The sequence below is a fragment of the Acinetobacter sp. genome, assembly GCF_045628685.1.
In the GTDB taxonomy this organism is placed as follows: Bacteria; Pseudomonadota; Gammaproteobacteria; order Pseudomonadales; family Moraxellaceae; genus Acinetobacter.
Window position 1 is genome coordinate 12575 of record NZ_JAZQPV010000023.1, and the last position, 17965, is coordinate 30539.

Genomic DNA, 17965 nt, shown 5'->3' on the forward strand with positions numbered 1-17965 from the left:
TACCCTTATGTATTTGAAGTAGATTTTTGTTCAGTTTTGGGTTGTGCTTGCTGTGCAGGTTGAGCGGCTTTATTCGCTTCTCCTGCAGGTTGACCTGCACCTTGAGAGGCAGCGGCTGGTTGATAAGGCTTGGCAACGACTGTTGCTCCTTCTTTAACCTTGGCAACACCATCAACAATCACTTTTTCACCGGTTTTTAAACCAGAAGTTACGATCCAGTCTTTACCTTGTACACCCGCAGTTTCAACCGGACGTGTTTCAACCTTGCCTTCAGCATTTACAATCATCGCAATTGCCTGACCGGTGGGGGTGCGGGTAATTGCTGCTTGTGGAATCAAGAGGGCATTTGGAATCACACCTTGTACAATTTTCGCAGTAGCGTACATGCCTGGAAGCAACAAATGGTTCGGGTTGGGGAAAACGGCACGTAAAGTTACAGTACCGGTTTCCGGATTGACACTGGCATCAGAGAATGCAAGACGACCTTCAATAGGGTAGTCGCTACCATCTTCAAGCTTAAGTCTAACTTTGGTATTGTTGCTGCTGTCTAAGCTGCCTTTACTCAATTCCTGACGTAAACGCAATAATTCAGTACTAGACTGATTAATATCGATATAGATTGGATCTAGACGTTGAATAGTCACTAAAGGTTCTGCTTGGTTCGCAGTCACTAAAGCACCCACAGTCACTGTTGAGCGGTTGCTCTGACCAGAAATTGGCGCGCGAACGGTTGAGTAGCCCAAGTTAATTTCGGCATTTTTCAAGACTGCGCGGTTCGCACTCAAGGTTGCTTCAGCCAACTTTACTTGTGCAGCGATATCGTCATATTCTTGTTTTGAAATGGCATTTGAACCGACCAATTGGCGGTAACGACCTTCTTTCACACGCAGAACATTCAAGTTTGCTTCAGCACTTTCAATTGCAGCGCGGGCATTATCGACATTTGCACGGTTGGTACTGGAATCAATTTGATAAAGCGCCTGACCTTCACGTACATAACTGCCTTCAGTGAAGAGACGTTTTTGAATCACACCACTGGTTTGTGGACGGACTTCAGAAATTTCAAATGCCGTGGTACGACCTGAAAGTTCTACTGATTGCTCTACGCTTTGTGGTTGAGCAACAATGATACCGACTTCAGTCGGTGGCATTTGTTGGGCTGCTGCAGCTTGCTGCGCATCCTTGGGATCTTTGCTACAACCAACAAGTGCAATACTTGTTGCTAATGCGCAAGCGGTAAGGGCGGGCGCCCATAGCTTTGCAGACATCATTGTTTCACCTCGATTAGATTTTTATCTAAAAATTAATGTGTTTTCGTCCTGCTGAATTTGGCATACAGCATATAAAGTAATGTGATCCAAATAAAACTTATGCTCCAACCAGCCAAGACATCAGAGGGGAAATGTACACCAAGGTAAACCCTTGAAATTCCCATAATCAACAGCCATATAAAAGCACATATACAGATGAGAGTGTGCTGTGGATGTCTTTGACTGAGATAAATTGCAAGACAGCCCAAGGTAGCGGCATACATACTATGCGCACTGGGAAATGAAGCACCATAGCTGTTGACCAGATGATACATTTCGGGTGGACGAGGTCTTGAAATTATATATTTAAGCAGCCAAACCGTGGCAATGCTCCCTATAAGCCCTAAACTTGTAAAAATGACATTTGCATATTTTTTACACCATGCTTGGTGTAAACACCAGATTGTGGTTAAAAATAGCACAAATGGCATGCCCCCTATAATAGAAAGTGTGATGGATATCTTATTTAATTGTGCTATACGATGCTGGCTCATCCATTCAACCATCCCCCAATCGAAGTGATGAAATGATGGGGTGGAAAGCATTAATGCACTGAAAATAAATAAGAAAAAACCTACACCAAGCAATAGGTATGGCATGTAAGGAACCTTTGTTATCTTAGTCGATTGGAGCATGACTAATGAATGGTTAAAGTGTACTCATCAGTACACTTTATTTCAAGTGTGTGTAAATTATGCTAATTTCTTTTTTACCGACTTTTTATTGTGAAGTAAAATAAAAAATAACCAATTACTTATAAACCGTTTTCTGTGTTGTTAATGATTCATCTACTTCTAATGGCGTTTTCGGTGGCCAAAAGAAGTCACTTGGACGGGTTAAGAAATGAGTGAGCACCAATTTGGCCAAAGGCTTCCATTGTTCAAATCGAACCCGGCGTGCGCGTAATGCCACAATAATAGTCAGACTAAAACTTACAAATAAGTTGGTCAGGCCAATCAGCAATACCCCTAAAAATGATACAAAAATCAGGCCAATTTCAGGACTGCCATTAATATCGATCAGGCCTTGAATGAAGTTGGCTGAGGCAAAAGCAATATGTCGAATATCCAGCGGTAGACCTAAAATAAAACCCAGAGTTCCCATGCTGCCAAGCATAATCCCAAATAAGAAGTTTCCGGCTAAGGCACCTAAATTCCGTTCAATATATGCAGCAAAATGATTTAAGCGTTCTTGACCCAATAACAGTTTTAAATGGGCATGCACTTTCAAACGCGGACCAACTTTGCGGTATACCGCCATATTATCGAAATAACCTGCAATCAAACCCGAAAAAAACAGGCAAACTCCAGCAATGGCAGCATGGGGAATGGCCAGTGAGGTGAACGGATTAAGTGAATGTAATGTTGTGCTTGCTTTAGCATGCGTCAGCAGTGGTTCATCCATTCCGTATTGCCAAAGCAGGCTAATCACTGCTGCAGTAGGAATAGCAATCGAAATGTTGCCGAGAATGGCAATAAACTGGGTTCGGATAATATTAATAATCAGTGCGGCAAGTTCCGCAATTTGTGCAGTTTTAGAACCTTTTTGATGCTGTACGGTGGCTGCAAGTGCCGCTGCTGTCATGGCCGGCTGTTTGGTCGCGACAGTGAAATGGAGCACATGAATCAGCATGAAGCCCAGTGAATAGTTCATGCTAAACATAAATGCCTGCATGAGTGGAGCCATAACTAGACGTGCTGTCAATATTTTCAAGGTCGCCATGATGGCAATAATGACACCAGCACCTGCTGCTGCCTTGTACATCGACCAAAAACCCTTTTTATCGGTACTTACATAATGCTCGCCGGTTTTGCTGGCATTTTCGGTCACTTGTAAGGCCACTAATTCACTATTATTGGCAAGTAAAGAACGAACACTGCGTTCGCCATAAATGGCAGAGGTAATATCGACCAGTAAAGCGCTGAGTGATTCATAACGAATTTTGTCTTTTTCAACAATCAAGTTGATTAACAGTTCGATCCGATCTAGACATTGTTCCAGAAGCGATAATAAATAATTCAGACTGATACTTACGCCAATGCGCTTGATGGCACGACGGATTTTTAAAACCACATCGCGACATTGCTCAATCATCACCAAGGCTTGCGAGGCATCGGGTGGGGCAATGATTGCCAGAGGATCGGTATTTTGATGCAGTTTTTTATAATGCTGAATGAATTCGATAATTTCCCGGTTCTGTACCAGAAAAGGTGATTCGTATTCTGTTAAGTCGGGTTGTGCATTGATGAATTCCGGATACAGTCCAATTCCGCTAATCCGGTAAGACAGAACGGTGATGGCTTTAATCAGCTCACTGTTGATTTTCAGTTTTTCCGCCTGATTGCCATGACCTTGATTGAGTAATGCAAATAATTTTTGCCAGTCCTCATTAGAAATGCTGTCTAACCAATACTTATCACTACGTTGATAAAACACGCGACGGACTAAGTCTTGTAGTTGGGTTTCATCATTAATCAGCGGTAAAAAATGAGCGCCTACGCGTTGTGCGAGCTGATTCCAGAAACCATCGAGAGATAAAATGCCGGTATCGGCATACAAACTGGTCTGTTTATATTGGCTAATCAGTTTTAAGGCAAAATTTTGTAAGGTAGAAACAGCATTGGGGGTAATCAGCAGTGCTTGTACAAGTGCACGAAATTTGCAGTTAATTTCTTCAGTATTGGTTGAGTCATTTGGTCGAATTCGGTTAACCAGCTCAATTAACAGTGAGTCATCAAGAACAGCTTGATGAGAGTCAAGCTGCTCCTGCATTTTTAAAAATAGATCATTAAAATTTATATGCATAGGCGGGGATTAAATCTATTTTTTCAGAATTCATCATTGAATCCGGTTTAAGGCAAGTTGAGTCAGGTTAATCAGTGCCTGGCGATATTCAGTACGAGGAAGTGCATCTAAAGCTTGCAGCGCAGATTCAGTTTCTTCGGTTGCACGTTGGCGGCAATAATCCAGCGCGCCACAGTTCTGCACAATGTCAATAACGCGTTCTAATTGTGCTGTACCACCGGTGGCAATACTGCGGCGAACAATTTCATGTTCTTCATCAGTGGTTTTTTGCAGTGCAGAGATTAATGGCAAAGTGGGTTTTCCTTCCATTAAATCATCACCAATATTTTTACCTAATGTTTCAGCATCCGAGGTGTAGTCTAAAATATCATCAATAATTTGAAAGGCATTGCCAAAGTGACCAGCAAAAATTCGCAGTGGTTCACGGTATTGCGGTGTGCCAGCTAAAATGGCCGCACCTTCTGTCGCCAGTTCAAATAAACGTGAAGTTTTACCGTGAATAATATCAAGATAAGTCTGTTCTGAGGTTTCAGGCTGATGCTGTGCCTGTAATTGTAGAACTTCACCTTCAGCAATTTCACAGGTGCCTGTCGAGAAATCTTTGAGCAAGGTCATGTCGTTTAAATCGACCAGCAAATCGAAAGCACGTGAAATCAGGAAATCACCGACCAGAACCGCAGTTTGATTATTCCAGGTTGCGTTGGCGGTTGGACGGCCACGACGTAATCCTGATTCATCCACCACATCATCATGTACCAGAGTCGCAGTATGGAGCATCTCAATGATCGCAGCCAGTTTGCGATGCTGTTCCAGATGTTCTGCACCACAGGCCTTGGCAGCCAATAAACACATAATCGGGCGCATACGTTTTCCACCAGCTTCCACCACATGTTTGCTGACAGACATGACCAGGGCAACCTTCGAAGTAATCCCTTCATTAATAAATGTGTCCATCGCAGCAAAGTCTGAAGCAACAGGAGCGAGAATATCTTGCTTAAAGTCGATGGCCATGTGAAGAGAAACCTCTAAAAATTGAATTGCTTATTCTATAGTGTAACAACTATATCTGATGATATAGCTAAGATCTTAATAGAGTTGCTTAAATCCTGACTAAGCAAATGGTCTTAAGCCGGTGCCCGTTCTAACAACTCATCTCATGTGTGACTGAGCCGGCATTCGCTAGTCTATAGTAGCGAATTGATTTTAAAAATCTATTTCATTTTATAAAATATAAGATTCCGATGTAAAAGGAATTTATTTTCTAGATTTTGATCGTTTATAAAATAAACATTCAATCCGCATAAAAAAACATTAAAATGGCTTGTTGTTTGATTTGTTATCACTTAATATGTTTGCCCTAATATATACCCCAGTGGCGCTCGTATTAAGATCGGTATATTCCTTTATCGACACGACGACACGGGCATGTTTGGAGTACATATGTACGCAGTAATCCAAAGCGGTGGTAAACAGCACCGTGTTATTGAGGGTGAAACCCTTAAAGTAGAATTATTGAAAGCTGAAACTGGTACAACTATTACGTTTGATGACGTATTAATGCTTGTAAACGGCGAAAGTATTCAAATTGGTGCTCCAGTTGTTGCTGGTGCTACAGTAACTGCTGAAGTAGTTAGCCACGGTCGTCACGACAAAATCCGTATTGTTAAAATGCGTCGTCGTAAACATTACCGTAAACAACAAGGTCACCGTCAATGGTTTACCGAGTTGAAAATTACTGCTATTTCAGGCTAATTACGAGGAGTAATAGACATGGCTCATAAAAAAGCCGGTGGTTCGACACGTAACGGTCGTGACTCAAACCCTAAAATGTTAGGTGTTAAAATGTACGGTGGTCAATCTGTGACTGCTGGTAACATTATTGTTCGTCAACGTGGTACAGAATTCCACGCTGGTACAAATGTAGGTATGGGCCGTGACCATACTTTATTTGCTACCGCTGATGGCGTGATCAAATTCGAAGTGAAAGGCCAATTTGGTCGTCGCTACGTATCTGTTGAAGCGTAAGCTTTAGTAGAAAAAAACCCACATCTGATGTGGGTTTTTTTATGTCTGTAAATGAATAAAATGCATTCTGAGTCTTCATCATGATGTAGAAAAAACGACATTAAGCATTAATAACAATACAAAACTTCTTATTTTCTCAATTATTAGGAATAAAAATTGGTTTAAGATGAGACATTGAAGAAATTGCGATACAGCAAATAAAAAGGTGATGAGATGAAAATGCTTCGTAAAACCCTATGTGCTATGACATTTGGTGCCGCAATACTTGCGCCAGTAATAAGTACTACTGTTTTTGCTGCGCCTGTTGCAGCATCGGAGCAACAAGCAACGAGCAATTTGGTAAGACAGTTAAGTAATATCCATAGTTTGTCGGCAAATTTTGAGCAAACTACAAAAGCCACTTCTGGCAGTAAAGCTCCACAGAAAAAAGGCTTAACTGGACAACATATGAATCAGACCTTTAAAGGTGTGATGAAAGTTGCCCGTCCTGGTAAGTTTTTCTGGGAAACCACGACTCCATCAAAACAAACCATTGTGACTTCAGGTAAAACCGTCTGGATTTATGATCCTGACTTGCAACAGGCGGTTCGTCAGAGCTTGGATGATCAAGTCGCAAATACGCCAGCTTTGTTATTGTCGGGCAATACCAGTCAAATCATGAAGTCATATCGTGTGACTCAACCAGATAAAGGCAAGACCTATTACACTTTGTTGCCTAAAGATCGTGATGGGGCATTCCAAAGCTTGACCATTAGTTTTGGGGCAAATAAGGCACCAAGTTTGATGATTTTGGAAGATTCACTTGGTCAAACTACCTATGTCCGATTTAATAATGTGAAAGTAAACCCTTCAATTCCAGCATCAACCTTTAATTTTACACCGCCTAAAGGTACCGATATTATTGATCAATAATTGATTGATTTTTAGAATTTAATTAAGTATTAATGGGAATTTAAAAAAGCAGTCATTCATGACTGCCTTTTTAGTTTTATATGCGGCTAAAAATATAAAATGCTGTTATAAGCAAAGTAAACTTATGCAAAATAGCGCTAAGTTGCAGAATGAATGCAACTCGTATGATTAAAAATATAAAATAAATGAGAAAAAATGAAGGGCAGAATAACCAGAATTGAGGGCTCTTAAAACAAAGAGAAAAATACCAAAGAAAAAAGCTCAGGAGAATTAAACGTGGCAAATAATAATGTAGTGACCCCATCCGTGGATTATCCGCGGTTAACACAATTAAAATCAAAATTTAACACTTACCGTCAAAAAGTCATGGGTTTAGGGATGAGTGGGTTACAAAGAAGATCAAAAGATTCATCTAAAAACTCATCTAAAACTAGGGCAGAAAATCCTTATCTACATGGAATATTTGGTCCGGTCGAAGAGGTGGAAAAGCGCGAATTTAAAGTCATTGGTGAAATTCCACAGCACCTCAACGGACTATTGCTGAGAATAGGACCAAATCCCATCCATGTTGAAAATCCAGATTGTTATCATTGGTTCACAGGCGATGGAATGCTGCATGCTCTAAAAATTCAACAGGGCCAAGCCGTGTGGTTTAAAAGTCATTATATCGAAACGGATGCCGTACAGAAGCAAAAGAACAAGGCGGTTAAAGCGGGATTTCGCCGTGGTCCCGGTGATGTAGTGAATACCAATGCTTTTTATCATGCCAATAAAATCTGGGTGAGTGTGGAGGCGGGCACTTTACCGGCACGTTTAGACTTAAACCTGAACACGGAAGAACACAGTTTTTTTAATACAAATGCCGACCTGCCTTTTACTGCACATCCCCATAAAGACAATCATACAGGGCATTTACATGCGATTTGCTATGATGCGCTAGATATCAAACACGCCTATTATGAAGTGATTGATGAGCAGGGTTGTCTGGTGCATTGGACTAAAATTCCTGTACAGCATGGCCCGATGATTCATGACTGTGCCATTACCGGGCAAGACGTTTTAATTTTTGATTTGCCTGTCACGTTTTCTTTCAAGCAACTTATTAAAGGCAATCCATTGCCTTATGAATGGAATGAAAAGCATGCGGCACGCATCGGGATTTTGCCCAAATATGGCCATGCCGATGAAGTACAGTGGATTGCTATAGATCCTTGTTTTATTTTTCATGCCGCAAATGCTTATCGAAATGATCAACAGCAAATTATTCTGGATGTCGTCGTTCATCGCTACATGTTTAGAAAATCCCATCAAGGTCCATTTGAGCAGCAGAATACACAATTGCAACGCTGGACAATTGATCTGAAGAAAAATACCGTAAAGCGGCAGGTGCTGGATGTGCAGGCGCAAGAATTTCCAAGAATTGATGAACGATATACCGGTGAGCCACATCGTTATATTTATAGTGTCAGTTTTGATCCTGCGACTATGACCAAGGCCAATCATTTGATTTGTCACGACCTGCAAACGCATGAAAAAACCACATATGAATTTGGTGATCAATGGGTAACGGGAGAAGTGATCTTTATTCCTGAATCATTAGATACGGCTGAGGGGAATGGTCACTTGTTGTGTTATGTACATCACATCCATAAAGAAAGTTCTAAGGTTATGATTTTAAAAGCCCAAGGTTTAAATATTCAGCCTCAAGCTGAAGTTTTTCTTGGCGTACATGTGCCATTGGGCTTTCATGGAAATTGGGTCGATTTATCTTAAAATCTTGAGACTTTCCTGTTTTTTATTCATCGCTATCAGGCTATATATTTTAAAGATACATATTTTAAATTTCATTCAGTGAGCGAGCTTTGTATAGTGCAGGGGCATGATCAAAGGTCTTAGGTTGTAAAAATAAAATGGAAATTTGCACGAATAAACAATGGCTCTGGGCACTTCCTGTTTCTTTGGCGGCACTGGTCATGACGGGATGTCAGGAACGGGCTGTACCGAAAAGTGAACAGACAACAACGACGAAGCAGCAGGAAAAGTCGGAATCCATTCCATTAATTCAAGCCAAGGTTGTTCCGGTCAAACTGACCAAGCCAGAAGCTTGCGATGAAAATGGCTGTATGCAATATGACATTCAGAGTGTAAAGACCAATCTTCAATGGATTGATGATTATTTTATCGACCGGATTAAAAAAGCTGATCCTATTGCTTTTTCAACGGCACCAAATCAAAAAATCAATACTGCTGAAGGTGCTAATCCTAACTTAAGTCAAAGTTCGACGTATGTACGTTTTATTGGTCAGCAATATGACCGAGCGACATTTGCCATCCAGACTTACAATTATTCATCGGGTGCAGCACATGGCATGTATCACCAGGAATTTGTTAATTTTGATTTAAAACAAAAAAAACGCTTGGCGCTACAAGACATTCTGGTGAAAGGTGCAGAGCAGCAAGTATTGGATACTTTGTATGATTCAAACAGCATCTGGCTGGATCAACATAGTATTGAGCGCAGTAAATTTAAGTTAAGTGATAATTTTTACTATGGCGCCAACGGCATTGTATTTGTCTATCCTCTATATGAGTTGGCTTCCTATGCTGAAGGCATGACCGAACTAACCTTGCCGTATGTTGCACTGACCAACCTGGTTAAAGCGCAATATCTGCCAAGTTTACCCAAGTATCCAAGCCTATAATTTCGGCTTAATTCGGTTAAATTTGTTCTAATAAGGCACAGCTGTAAGTTCGGTCACTGTCTTTTTTAGCGTTTAGCGCTTACACTATAGCCAGTTTTTTTCTTTGCAAAAGATTGGCTATGATCGACCCGAAATTAATCAGAAATAATATTGAGGCTGTAAATTTAGCCTTGGCAAAACGTGGTGTACAGCTGAATGTAGAAGAGTGGGCTTCACTTGAAGCTCGCCGTAAAGAGCTTCAGTCGAAAACTGAGGCTTTACAGGCAGAACGTAATTCGGGTGCTAAACAAGTTGGCCAAATTAAAAAATCTGGTGGCGATGCATCTGAAATCATGGCACGTATGTCTGCGATTGGTGATGAAATTAAAACGGCTGAAGTTGCGCTTGCTGAATTGCAAAATGAAATTGAAACCAAATCATTAAGCATTCCCAACATGCCGCATGAGTCTGTACCTGAGGGTAAAGATGAAGACGATAACGTTGAAATTCTAAAATGGGGTACGCCACGTCAATTTGATTTTGAAATCAAAGATCATACTGACCTGGGTGAATGGATGGGCGGTTTGGAGTTTGAAACTGCAACCAAGTTAACGGGTACGCGTTTCAGTGTTCTCAAAGGACCCTTGGCGCGTTTGCAACGGGCATTAACCCAGTTCATGCTGGATACCCATACCTTAAAAAATGGTTATACCGAAGCCTATGTCCCGTATTTGGTCAATGCTGATTCATTACGTGGTACCGGTCAGTTGCCTAAATTTGAAGAAGACTTGTTCAAATTACAAGGCGAAAAAGAACTTTATCTCATTCCGACTGCTGAAGTGCCTGTCACCAATTTCGTGCGTGATGAAATTCTGGATCCGGAGCGTTTACCACTTAAATATGCAGCGCATACACCCTGTTTCCGTAGTGAGGCTGGGTCGTATGGCCGCGATACCCGTGGTTTAATCCGTCAACACCAATTCGACAAAGTTGAAATGGTGCAAATTGTAAAACCTGAAGATTCCATGCAAGCTCTAGAAGAGCTGACCGGTCATGCAGAAGGTATTTTGCAGGCTTTAGGTTTGCCATATCGTAAAATCATCCTGTGTGGTGGCGATATGGGCTTTGGTGCAATAAAGACTTACGATTTGGAAGTTTGGGTTCCAAGCCAAAATACCTATCGTGAAATTTCAAGCTGCTCATGTATGGGTGACTTTCAGGCACGTCGTATGAAAGCACGTTACCGTGTCGATCAAAAGAAAACTGAATTTGTGCATACCTTGAATGGTTCGGGCTTGGCAGTGGGTCGTACCTTACTTGCGGTGATGGAAAATTATCAACGTGCAGACGGTTCGATTGAAGTTCCTGAAGTGCTCCGTCCATACATGGGTGGTGCAGAATTTATTGATTAATCTTTAGATTGATCAATACATTTATAAATGGCACAGTTTTGTGCATAAAAATTGCTTAAGACAGTCAGATTTAAAAAAAACTGAGGTAATACGTGGATATCTTTCCAATCTCTTTAAAGTTGCAACAGCAACCTTGTCTGATTGTCGGTGGTGGACATATTGCTTACCGCAAAGCGGTGCTTTTGGCAAAAGCGGGTGCAGTCATTCACGTGATCGCACCGGAAATTGAAGCCAATCTTCTTGAGATTGTTAAAGCTTGCCAAGGGCAATATGTCCAATCAGCTTTTAGTCCAGATATTCCGTTACGAAATTATCGTTTAGTCATTGCGGCAACTAACGATAAAGCCACCAATATTCAAGTTTTTGAAGCGTGCGAAGCTGAAAAAATATTGGTGAATAGTGTGGATGATCCACCGCATTGTCGTTTTATGGTTCCAGCCATTATTGACCGTTCGCCTTTAGTGGTTTCGATTGCCACCAATGGCACATCACCGGTTTTATCCCGTCAAATCCGGACTCAGCTTGAAGCAAGCATTCCACATGGCATGGGCAAGCTGGCAGATTTTTCCGGAAAATGGCGTGCTGCAGTCAAAGCTAAAATTGAAAATCCAGATGAGCGCCGTATTTTTTGGGAAGACTTATATGCAAGTCCACTCAAGGAACAGGTGTTTAATGACAATATTGCAGAAGCCAATCGTTTAATTGAACAAGCGTTAATTGAATGGAAAAAACCCAAAGGTGAGGTTTATCTGGTCGGTGCAGGTCCAGGTGATCCGGAACTGTTGACCTTGAAAGCTTTACGCCTGATGCAGCAAGCCGATGTGGTTATTTACGACCGTTTAGTGTCGCCACCGATTTTGGATTTGTGTCGCCGTGATGCAGAAAAAATCTATGTTGGCAAAGCACGTTCTAATCATAGTGTTCCTCAAGACGGGATTAATGCCTTATTGGTGGAATACGCAGCGCAAGGTAAGCGTGTCTGCCGGTTAAAAGGTGGTGATCCATTTATCTTTGGTCGTGGTGGTGAAGAGATTCAAGAACTTTTCGCTGCAGGTGTGGCGTTTCAGGTGGTGCCCGGAATTACCGCGGCATCCGGCTGTTCGGCTTATGCCGGTATTCCTTTAACACACCGTGATTATGCGCAAAGTGTCCGCTTCCTCACTGGACATTTGAAAGAAGGTTCACCTGAGTTACCTTGGAGTGAACTGGTCTATGAAAACCAAACCCTAGTGTTATATATGGGCTTGGTGGGATTGGAAAAAATCTGTGCCCAACTCATTGCACATGGTCAGCGTCCTAATATGCCAGTAGCACTAATTTCTAAAGGCACGACACCCGACCAGAAAGTGGTGGTGGGAACTTTGGCAGACATTGCATCGAAAGTGACAGAACATCAAATTCAAGCGCCTACCCTGACCATTATTGGTGAAGTGGTAAGTTTGCGCGAACAGTTACAGTGGCAAGGCTAATTCAAGCCATGTTGCATTGAAAGAGTAGAGAAATCCTGTGATTCATGTTGTTTTGTATGAGCCTGAAATTCCTGCAAATACCGGGAATATTATTCGTTTATGTGCCAATACCGGTGCACAATTGCACTTGGTTAAACCGCTTGGTTTTGAGCTGGATGACAAAAAGCTCAGACGTGCAGGTTTGGATTATCATGAATGGGCACATATGAAAGTTTGGGAAAACTTTGAACAATGCATTGCTCATTTAAAAGAGCAAGGGATTGAAAATGATGCGATTTATCCATTAACCACCAAAGGTTTTGAAACCCCGCATACTTCAAATTTAAATCGTCCGGTCGCATTGTTGATGGGACCCGAAACACGTGGTTTGCCTGAAAATGTGCGTATGATGTTCCCTAAAGAACATTGGATTCGTTTGCCGATGGCAGAAAACTCACGCAGTTTAAACTTATCCAATGCAACTGCTGTGATCTTGTATGAAGCATGGCGTCAACAAGACTTTCAAGAATTAAAGTAAGTCGTTCAAGAGGCATGAAAACCACCGTCGGGTGGTTTTTTTATGTAAGTTCGGTTGATTTTTCCTTCATAAATTGACGAATTTTAGTTATAAAAACTAAAACACAGAAATAAGATAAGCCATATGTCGAACTTGATAAAAACAGTAAAATTTCAAAGTATTTTGAGTGACCTAATTAAGATCGTGGCAGTGACTGCTTCTGTATCTGTTTTTGCCAATCCGACAGCAGAGAGGGTGTCTGAAAAAGTAGAACCGCTTACCCAAGTGGAAATTCAACAAGGCTTAAAGGATATGCAGCAACGTATGAATCATCAGATCGAAGCATGGGGCAAAACCCTAAAAGCGGATGATTTTGAGCGAAGCTGGACTGGACGCAAGTTGAAGAAATCCAAGCGTCAGGAAGTCTGTGGAATTTATCAAAACATCATTAATGATATCTATCGCATGGCGATTGAAAATCAGGCACGTTTAGCAGAGCCGGATCAAAAGCTGTTACAGGACCGAAATGCCTTTATTCAGCGTCTGGGTTATAAGGACAATATTGTAGATACCCAGATGGATTTTAACTGTCGGATTAAATAAGAACTATATAAATAAAAAAGACGCATTACGCGTCTTTTTTATGGAATGAATGAGCCTATTAATGAGAGTCATCAAACTCGTTATGTTGTGGAGCAGGGTGTTTAAAACCTTTGGTTTTATAACCAAGATATAAAATACCGAACATCGCCCACCATAAGCCATATTTCAATGATGTTTCTTCAATTTCTAACCACAGTGCAAACACACTAACGAAACCGAGTAAAGGCACAATCACAAAGTTTAAAATATCTTTAAAGTCTTTGGTTCGTCCATCACGTAATGCATAACGTGAAATGACTGACAGGTTGACAAAGGTAAATGCAGTTAAAGCACCGAAACTGATCAGTGAAATCACAGTATCAAGATTCATAAAGCCAGCAGTTAAAGCCACAGCACCGACAATTAAAATATTGTATGAAGGTGTGTAGTTTTTTGGACTAATATGACCGAAAATCTTCTTGTTGATCACGCCATCACGACCCATGGCAAACATCAAGCGTGATACGCCAGCATGTGCTGAAATACCTGATGCCAAAACTGTCACAATCGCAAAAGCAAGAACATAGGATTGGAATAGTGAGCCACCCACAAGCATTAAAATATCTGGCTGAGTCGCTGCAATATCCTCAAAATAAGTTTTCGGATCGTTCGGGAAGTAAATTTGCATGAAGTAGGTGCTGATAATAAAAATCACACCGGCAATCAAAGCAGTTAAGAAAATTGCTTTAGGCAATGTCTTTTCAGTATCTTTGGTTTCTTCAGCAAGCGAACTCAGTGAGTCAAAACCCGTGAATGAGAAGCACAGTAAAGTTGCACCGGTAATCAGTGCACCGACTGAAGTCAGCTCGTTCCAAAATGGTTCCAGGCTCCAAAGCTGATAGCGCTGTTCTGCAGAGATTGGACCATCTGCATTAAATCCCGCTTGCAGCTTGGTGTAAACCAAATAGGTAAATACAGCGATTACAACTAACTGTACCAACACAATCATACTGTTGAAGTTCGCAACAAAGCGTGCACCCTTTAAGTTAACACCAGTCATGAATGCGGTAAGTACAACTACCCAAACCCAGTGGTTTACATCCGGGAATAGTGCTTCAAGGTAAATCACTGCAAGAATGATGTTGACCATTGGTGATAATAGATAATCTAACCAAGATGACCAGCCCACCATAAAGCCGACATTGGGGTGAATCGATTTTTGAGCATAAGTATAAGCCGAACCCGAAGAAGGGTAGCGACGAATCATATGACCATAACTCAGGGATGTTAATAAAATTGCAACGAGTGCAAATATGTAGGATGTCGGTACGTGAAAATGACTTTCTTCCGATACAAGGCCGAAAGTGTCAAATAACGTCATGGGCTGTATATAAGCTAAACCGATAATAATGATGTGCCAGAGTCCCAGCGTTTTTTGCAGTTTAGCTGCCGATGGAGTCCCAGAGATATTTGTCAACGGCGTTATCCTCTTAATCGTTGATCAAGGATCAGTCATGTTTTAAGGACCGTTTGAGACGAACGATCCCCCCTATACGAATAAAACAAAAGTGCGCCAATCTACTCTAGTTTGGTACCTTTTGCCAGTATCTTTATGAATTTTTAATGCAGAAAATATGCCATTTGATATAAAAACTTAATTTTATCTTTCCACAAAGCAAAAGCCCGATGCTTAAAAAAACATCAGGCTAATTTTTAGCTATATTCGCTTACTTTTCAATATTTACCAAGCTTTTTTTAGAATCGCCTTTAAATCGCTTAAGGTGGCTTCTTTAGGGTTGTAAATAATAGAACCATCATTTAACGCTTTTTCTGCCACTTCATCTAGCTGTGCTTCAGATACCTTACCTGTTTCACGTAATGTGCGCGGTAATTTGGTCAGGGTATTTAAGCGATCACGCATGGTCAGAATGGTTGCAATGGCTTTATCTGCACGTAAGTGAGCAGGTGTTTGGGCGTAAATATCGGCACCCGCTAAAGGAAGCAATAATTCTGCAATTTTGTCGCCATTCACTTCTTTGTTGTATTCGAGTACATAAGGCAGGAACAGGTTCATGCACAACCCATGCGGCAGGTGCGCAACCGCCCCTAATGCATGTCCTAATGAATGCACCAAGCCCACCATTGAGTTAGAGAAGGCGATACCTGCCATGGTGGAGGCTTGAGCCAATTCAAGACGACCAAACTCATCAGTTGGATTATCCAGTACATTGAACAAACTGTTGCTGACTTTTTTGATCGCAGCAGTAGCATAAGCATCACTAATTGGATTTGCAGCCATACAGGTGTAGGCTTCAACCGCATGGGTCAATGCATCCATTGCCGTCATTGCGGTTAAGTGTGGCGGCAGTGTCTGTGTCATACGCGGATCAAGAATCGCTGCATGCGGCATCAGGTAATAAGATGCAAATGGCATTTTGACATTTTTTTCAAGGTCAGAAACCACGGCAACCATCGTCACTTCAGAACCCGTGCCCGAAGTCGTTGGAATCACGAAAAATGGCTTTAACGGTTTTGGAAGATTATGCGCACCTGAATATTTCAGTAAGTCATCACCACCTTCAGTTACCAGAATATTGGTCGCTTTTGAAGTATCAATCACTGAACCGCCACCCACCGCAATAATCGCATCACAATTATTGTCACGATAAGCTTTTGCTGCATTTCGAACGGTTTGTACGCTTGAATCCGGTGGAACATCATCAAAAATATAACCAATCACGGCATCGGTAGATTCAAATGCAGCTTCGATTGGCGTCAATAAATGATTTGCGCGGACGCCTTTATCGGTAATGATCAGTGGGCGTTTGGCACCTAAAGTTGCGAGTTCAAATGGAATGTGTTCTAACGCGGCATGACCTGCGATGACTTTTACTGGACAGAAAAATTCGTAATAAGGCTTAGCCATGTTATGCACTCCGTTTAAAATATGATTGAGCTAGTTTCAAATAAATATTTGCAGCTCCGGTGAGTTTTTGTTTTAGGCTCAATTCAGTTGGATATTGTTTTACAGCAAGCTCGGCCAAAAGTTTAGGTAAAATCAGTGATTCCATTTTATTTAAACAGCGCACCAGACGAATGGCGAAAGAAATGTCGCCATCGGCAATCATGCGGTCATGAGCAAAGGCTTGTGCCGTACTTTCCTGAAAAGAAAAGACCAAAAAAGCATGGCTTAAGTGCTTAAAGGTGATGGTTAGATCAGGCTTGATGTCTACAGATTTTAGTAATTTTAATTGATGGTCTTCCGTGACTTTCGCAATAAAAGCCGGGCCATGGGGAAATACTTTCATCGATAGAACAAAACCGACAGGAAAGTTAGAAACTTCCTGTTTTACTTCGTCATCGACTTTACTCGCCATTACCAGACCTCTGCCAATCACATCCATCATGAGTTTGACATAGGTTAGTTGTAAAGCGGGCTTTACGGATTTGGTTGAAATCACTCGCGCATCCCTTATCTAAAAAATATTTTATTAGTTTAGAGTAAATACTCTAATTTATTTTTATGTCAAAAGCAAAGTTATTGTTGAATAACTTGAACTTGATTAAAGTAACCGCTGTGGTCTAAAGTTTCAATGATGTCGACGCACAAGTTCTCGAATTTTGGATAGTCAGGAACCAAGTCCATGACACGAACCATTTCCAGTCCTGCATAACCGCAAGGGTTAATGGTATGAAAGCCAAACAGGTTGCAATCAATATTTAGAGCCAGGCCGTGATAGCTGCGTCCTTTACGAATTTTAAAACCTAAAGAGCCAATTTTACGTTCCGCGACATATACCCCGGGGGCATCTGGTTTGGCATAGGCTTCAATTCCGTATTTTTTCAGCAGTTCAATCATGAGGTTTTCGGCATAAGACACCAAAGTACGCACATTCCAGCCTAAACGGTTCAGGTCAAACATGAAATAGGCCACCAGTTGACCCGGACCATGCCAGGTGACTTGTCCACCACGATCAGTTTGCACCACGGGAATGTTACTGGACATCAGAATATGTTCGGGTTTTCCTGCCTGACCTTGAGTTAAAACGTCATGATGCTGCAAAATCCACAGTTCATCCGGGGTATTTTCATCACGGTTCTCCGTCAGGGTTTTCATGTCCTGAAAACGATCGAGATAGGGTGTGAGCTGGTTAAATTGACGAATGATCAGGGTAGGTTTTAGAACAGCATCAGTCACGTAAAGTGCGTCCTTAATAAGTGTAAATATTGTGAATGATTATAATCAAATGCTAGGAGGATAGGGGATGATACT

Annotated in this window: 17 protein-coding genes; 9 read left to right on the forward strand and 8 right to left on the reverse strand. The window is 41.4% G+C overall.

The features are described 5' to 3' along the window. Positions 1-5 precede the first annotated feature (5 nt). From ACKI4H_RS03425 to sdsA, 4 genes are all read right to left on the reverse strand, one after another. Positions 6-1271, reverse strand: coding sequence for an efflux RND transporter periplasmic adaptor subunit (locus ACKI4H_RS03425; RefSeq protein ID WP_407303897.1), 1266 nt, complete (start codon positions 1269-1271; stop codon positions 6-8). A 32-nt stretch (positions 1272-1303) separates the two neighbouring features. Beyond that, complete coding sequence (locus tag ACKI4H_RS03430) at positions 1304-1909, reverse strand: phosphatase PAP2 family protein (RefSeq protein WP_407303898.1); 606 nt, start codon at positions 1907-1909, stop codon at positions 1304-1306. 151 nt (positions 1910-2060) lie between these two features. After that, a complete protein-coding gene (locus ACKI4H_RS03435; protein WP_407303899.1) occupies positions 2061-4115 on the reverse strand; it encodes a site-specific recombinase in 2055 nt (684 codons plus the stop codon). A gap of 33 nt (positions 4116-4148) precedes the next feature. Then, positions 4149-5126: an All-trans-nonaprenyl-diphosphate synthase gene (gene sdsA, locus ACKI4H_RS03440; RefSeq protein WP_407303900.1), complete on the reverse strand. Its 978-nt coding sequence runs from the start codon at positions 5124-5126 to the stop codon at positions 4149-4151. Between the two features lie 429 nt (positions 5127-5555). Between sdsA and rplU the strand changes: the two genes are divergently transcribed. From rplU to ACKI4H_RS03485, 9 genes are all read left to right on the forward strand, one after another. After that, entirely contained in the window at positions 5556-5867 is a 312-nt protein-coding gene (rplU, locus tag ACKI4H_RS03445) for a 50S ribosomal protein L21 (RefSeq protein ID WP_067723976.1), read from the forward strand. 18 nt (positions 5868-5885) lie between these two features. Beyond that, on the forward strand, positions 5886-6140 hold the full coding sequence (gene rpmA, locus ACKI4H_RS03450) for a 50S ribosomal protein L27 (protein WP_407303902.1): 255 nt from the start codon (positions 5886-5888) through the stop codon (positions 6138-6140). Between the two features lie 213 nt (positions 6141-6353). Then, positions 6354-7052, forward strand: coding sequence for an outer membrane lipoprotein chaperone LolA (gene lolA, locus ACKI4H_RS03455; RefSeq protein WP_407303904.1), 699 nt, complete (start codon positions 6354-6356; stop codon positions 7050-7052). A 276-nt stretch (positions 7053-7328) separates the two neighbouring features. After that, positions 7329-8825, forward strand: a complete 1497-nt coding sequence (locus ACKI4H_RS03460; RefSeq protein WP_407303905.1) for a carotenoid oxygenase family protein — start codon at positions 7329-7331, stop codon at positions 8823-8825. A 137-nt stretch (positions 8826-8962) separates the two neighbouring features. After that, positions 8963-9754, forward strand: a complete 792-nt coding sequence (locus ACKI4H_RS03465; RefSeq protein ID WP_407303907.1) for a DUF3298 domain-containing protein — start codon at positions 8963-8965, stop codon at positions 9752-9754. A 119-nt stretch (positions 9755-9873) separates the two neighbouring features. Then, positions 9874-11145 carry a serine--tRNA ligase gene (gene serS, locus ACKI4H_RS03470; protein WP_407303908.1) on the forward strand — a complete coding sequence of 424 codons (1272 nt, stop codon included), beginning with the start codon at positions 9874-9876 and terminating at the stop codon, positions 11143-11145. Between the two features lie 92 nt (positions 11146-11237). Continuing rightward, positions 11238-12614 (forward strand): siroheme synthase CysG, encoded by a 1377-nt coding sequence (gene cysG / locus ACKI4H_RS03475; RefSeq protein WP_407303910.1) that lies wholly within the window; start codon positions 11238-11240, stop codon positions 12612-12614. A gap of 37 nt (positions 12615-12651) precedes the next feature. Further along, on the forward strand, positions 12652-13131 hold the full coding sequence (locus ACKI4H_RS03480) for a tRNA (cytidine(34)-2'-O)-methyltransferase (protein ID WP_407303911.1): 480 nt from the start codon (positions 12652-12654) through the stop codon (positions 13129-13131). A gap of 123 nt (positions 13132-13254) precedes the next feature. After that, entirely contained in the window at positions 13255-13713 is a 459-nt protein-coding gene (locus tag ACKI4H_RS03485) for a hypothetical protein (protein ID WP_407303912.1), read from the forward strand. Between the two features lie 58 nt (positions 13714-13771). On the opposite strand, the gene ACKI4H_RS03490 is transcribed toward ACKI4H_RS03485, so the two are convergent. The 4 genes from ACKI4H_RS03490 to lipB all read right to left on the reverse strand — a co-directional run bounded on the left by ACKI4H_RS03490 (position 13772) and on the right by lipB (position 17890). Beyond that, a complete protein-coding gene (locus ACKI4H_RS03490; RefSeq protein ID WP_171536733.1) occupies positions 13772-15169 on the reverse strand; it encodes an APC family permease in 1398 nt (465 codons plus the stop codon). 264 nt (positions 15170-15433) lie between these two features. Continuing rightward, on the reverse strand, positions 15434-16618 hold the full coding sequence (locus tag ACKI4H_RS03495; protein WP_407303914.1) for an iron-containing alcohol dehydrogenase: 1185 nt from the start codon (positions 16616-16618) through the stop codon (positions 15434-15436). 1 nt (position 16619) lies between these two features. Continuing rightward, complete coding sequence (locus ACKI4H_RS03500; protein WP_407303916.1) at positions 16620-17153, reverse strand: hypothetical protein; 534 nt, start codon at positions 17151-17153, stop codon at positions 16620-16622. Between the two features lie 77 nt (positions 17154-17230). Next, entirely contained in the window at positions 17231-17890 is a 660-nt protein-coding gene (gene lipB / locus ACKI4H_RS03505) for a lipoyl(octanoyl) transferase LipB (protein ID WP_407303917.1), read from the reverse strand. Positions 17891-17965: the final 75 nt, after the last annotated feature.